This window comes from Inquilinus sp., assembly GCF_057815775.1.
Genome location: NZ_JBYRFX010000579.1, coordinates 1 through 3,684 on the forward strand (window position 1 = coordinate 1; position 3,684 = coordinate 3,684).

Genomic DNA, 3,684 nt, shown 5'->3' on the forward strand with positions numbered 1-3,684 from the left:
ACACCAGCACCGCCATGGCCATGGTCAGGCCCTGCACCACCGGGTAGTCGCGGCCGTAGATGCTGTCGATCATCAGCCTTCCGGCGCCGGGAATCGCGAACACCGTCTCGGTGATCACGGCGCCGCCGATCAGGGTGCCGACCGACAGGCCGAACAGGGTGACGGTCGAGATCAGCGCGTTGCGCAGCACGTGGCGGCCCAGCACCAGCCGCGCCGCCAGGCCCTTGGACCGGGCGAAATCGACATACTCCGCGCCCAGCACCTCGATGATCGAGGCGCGCAGGTTGCGCATCAGCACGGCGGACAGGCTCAGCGCCAGGGTCAGCGCCGGCAGGAACAGATGCCAGGCGCGGTCGCCCCAATTGTCGCCATAGCCGCCGACCGGGAACCAGCGCAGCTGCGCCGCGAACACGGTCAGCAGCACCAGGCCGAGATAGAAGATCGGCATCGACAGCCCGATCTGGAAGGCGCCGCGGATCACGGTGTCGGCCGGGCGGCCGCGCCGCATCGCCGCCGCGAAGGCCAGCGGCACCGCCATCACCACCGCCAGCAATGCGGCGAAGCCGGTCAGCGCCAGGGTGACCGGCATCCGGTCCAGGATCAGCTGCATCACCGGCACCTTGAGATGGATCGAGGTGCCGAGGTCGCCCTGCACCACCCGCTCCAGGAACAGCAGGAACTGCATCGGGATCGACCGGTCGAGGCCGAGCTGGGCGTTCAGCCGCGCCACGTCGGCGTCGGTGGCGCGATCGCCCAGCATGGCGCTGGTCGGGTCGCCCGGCAGCAGCCGCACCAGGACGAAGATCACCAGCAGCACCAGCGCCAGCGTCGGCACCAGCTGGATCAGCCGCTTGGCGACATAGTTCAGGTTCGGCACCGGCCGCGCCTCCTGTCTCGGCGGAACTCCATCGCTTTGGCCAGCCTTTTAATCTCCCCCTCCCCCCGCGGGCGGGGGTAGGGGGAGGGGGTGTCGATCGAAGAGAGCGGTCTTGCGTGTGACCAGATAAGCGTGATCATCCGGCACCAAATCCCTCCCCCTACCCCCTCCCGCAAGGGGAGGGGGAGAGTAGAGAGTGCGGCCCGATTCGTGCGGTCTCGACCGCGACTCACCCGCATCACTTCGTCAGATAGGCCCCGGCAAAGATATTGTTGCCGAGCGGGATCTGGACGAAGCCCTGCACATTCTTGCGCAGCGCCACCGGATAGGGCGTCTCGTACAGGTACAGGACCGGGCCGGACGCGGTGTAGATCTTCTGGATCTGGGCGTAGTCGTCGGCCCGCTTCTTGGCGTCGCTTTCCTTCTGCGAGGCCTCGAACAGCTTGTCGACCTCGTCATTCTTCCAGCCGGAATGCAGGGCGTCGATCACAGGCGAATAGGCGAAGTAGGAGGTGATTTCGCTCGGGTCGTTCAGGTCGTCGGTCCAGGCCGCCATCCGCATCGAGAAATTGCCCTTGCGGTAGCGGTCGGTCAGGGTGGCGTTGTCGACTTGGTCGATCTCCAGCTTCACGCCCACCGCCGCCCACATCTGCTGCACCGCGGCGCCGATGCCGAGCTGGTCCTGGTTGCCCGGTAGCGCCATCACGCTGGTGGAGACGCCGTCGGGATAGCCGGCCTCGGTCAGCAGTTGCTTCGCCTTGGCGACATCGACTGGATACAGCGGTGTATCACCGGAATGATACAGCGTGGTCGACGCCATGTAGGAGGTCTGCGGTTTGCCGACGCCATGGGTCACGATCTGGATGATCGCATCCTTGTCGATGGCGTAGTTCAGCGCCTGCCGCACCTTCTCCTTCGACAGCGGATTGTCGGAGCCGTCGGTCAGCTTCGGCCGGACATTGGTGACGATGTACTGCACCCGGGTCGACGGGTAGAGCTGCATCTGCAGGTCCGGGTCGGCCTGCAGTTCGGCGACGCGGGCATAGGGAATGAACTCGGCGGCGTCGAGCTCACCCGACTGCAGCTTCAGGATGCGGGTGGCGTCGTCCGGGATGATCTCGAAATCGACGCCGTCGAGATAGGGCAGGGCTTTCCCGTCCTCACCCTGCTTCCAATAATAGGGGTTGCGGACGAGGTGCATCGACGACCCGCGCTCCCATTTGTCGAAGGCGAAGGGGCCGGACCCGATCGGGTGCTCGCCAAAGGCATGCGCCTTCTCTTCCTCGGTGGCACCCGGCGTCGCCTCGAACGCCGCCTTCGGCATGATGCCGGTGTTGAAGGTCGACAGCGCGGCGATGATCGCCGGGTCGGGATGCTGCAGCTTCAGCACCACGGTCTTCGGGTCCTGCACCACGACCTCGCCAATCGAGGCGACCAGGCTGTTCCAGATGCCGTTCTTCGGGTCACGTGCCCGATCGAGCGACCACTTCACGTCTTCCGCGGTGATCGGCTTGCCGTCGGAGAACTTGGTGCCCTCGCGCAGGGTCAGCGTGACCGACATCCCGTCATCCGACACCGTCCAGGCCGTGGCCAGGCCGGGTTCGACCGTGCGGCCGTCGGCGGATGGCTGCAGCAGCGTGTCGTAGAGATTGGTCAGAATCCAGATATCGACATTGGCATCGTTCAGCACCGGGTCGAGGAACAGGCTGTCGGCATAGCGCCCGAACCGCATCTCCCCGCCACGTTCCACCGCCAGCGCCGCCGTGCTCGTGCCCGCCAGCACCATCGCCGCCACCGCCGCCTTCAGCAGCATCTTCATCGCGACCTCCGCCCGTTGTGTAAAAGCCTCCCAGATCGCCATGTGTTCTGGCGTTCTAGAACGCTAGCGCTGCCATGCCCATGGTGTCAATCGACCTGACAGGACAGGAATATCGTAATATTTACAGTCTTATGACGCCATTCACGAAACGAGATTGTCGTGTGAACACAGCGTGTGCTAGTTGACTATGACAGGAAGGCTTTCACGCATGAAGCTGCAAATCGACCGCGAATTGCCGGTGCCCCTCGGGGTCCAGGTCAGGGGGCTGATCGAATACGGCATCGCCTGCGGCGAGCTGAGCCCGGGCGAGCGGCTGCCCTCGGTGCGGGAGCTGGCGGATGCGCTGGTGGTGGCGCCGATGACGGTGGCGCTGGTCTATCGCAGCCTGCGCGAGGCCGGGCTGATCGAGACCCGGCGCGGCCGCGGCAGCTTCGTCGCCGAAAGCCGGGAGCCGCGCAGCCGGCCGCAGGCGGAGATGGCGGAGATCCAGCGCCGGCTCGACCTGCTGCTCGACGATGCCATCGCCCTCGGGCTGACCCCGGCCGACCTGACCGGCATGGTTCAGTCGCGGCTGGGCCGGCGCAAGCCGAAGCGGCGGGGCCGCGTCGTCATCATGCTCGGCCTGTTCGAAGAGGCGACCCGCGCCTATGCCGCGGCGATCCAGTCCCGCCTGCCGGACGGCATGACGGTCCAGGCGCTGACCATCGACCAGCTGCGCGACGACGCCACCCGGCGCCGCGCGGCGGAGGCCGAGCTGGTCGTGACCTTCCCCAACCGCCAGCGTGAGGCGGCGGCGCTGCTGCCCGACAGCCGCGTCATCGCCATCCGCTTCATCCCGTCGGAGGAAACGCGGCGGGCGCTGGCCGGGCTCGACCCGATGACCCGGCTCGGCGTCGCCTCCCGCTTTCCGGACTTCCTGCCGATCATGAAATCCGGGGTGCAGCGCTTCGCCCCGCATGTCCGCGACGTCGCCGCCGCCGCCCTGAAC

3 protein-coding genes are annotated in these 3,684 nt (G+C 66.7%); 1 reads left to right on the forward strand and 2 read right to left on the reverse strand.

All coding sequences use genetic code 11. The features are described 5' to 3' along the window. On the reverse strand, positions 1-877 hold an 877-nt coding region (locus AC3XYG_RS20200; protein ID WP_489141661.1), incomplete at its 3' end, for an ABC transporter permease. 238 nt (positions 878-1,115) lie between these two features. Continuing rightward, complete coding sequence (locus tag AC3XYG_RS20205) at positions 1,116-2,696, reverse strand: ABC transporter substrate-binding protein (RefSeq protein WP_489141662.1); 1,581 nt, start codon at positions 2,694-2,696, stop codon at positions 1,116-1,118. A gap of 208 nt (positions 2,697-2,904) precedes the next feature. Here AC3XYG_RS20205 and AC3XYG_RS20210 point away from each other — a divergent pair. Beyond that, on the forward strand, positions 2,905-3,684 hold a 780-nt coding region (locus tag AC3XYG_RS20210; RefSeq protein ID WP_489141663.1), incomplete at its 3' end, for a GntR family transcriptional regulator.

Excerpts from the sequence above, each read along its gene's own strand:
- AC3XYG_RS20205 (WP_489141662.1), bottom strand. The coding sequence starts at position 2,696 with ATGAAGATGCTGCTGAAGGCGGCGGTGGCGGCGATGGTGCTGGCGGGC.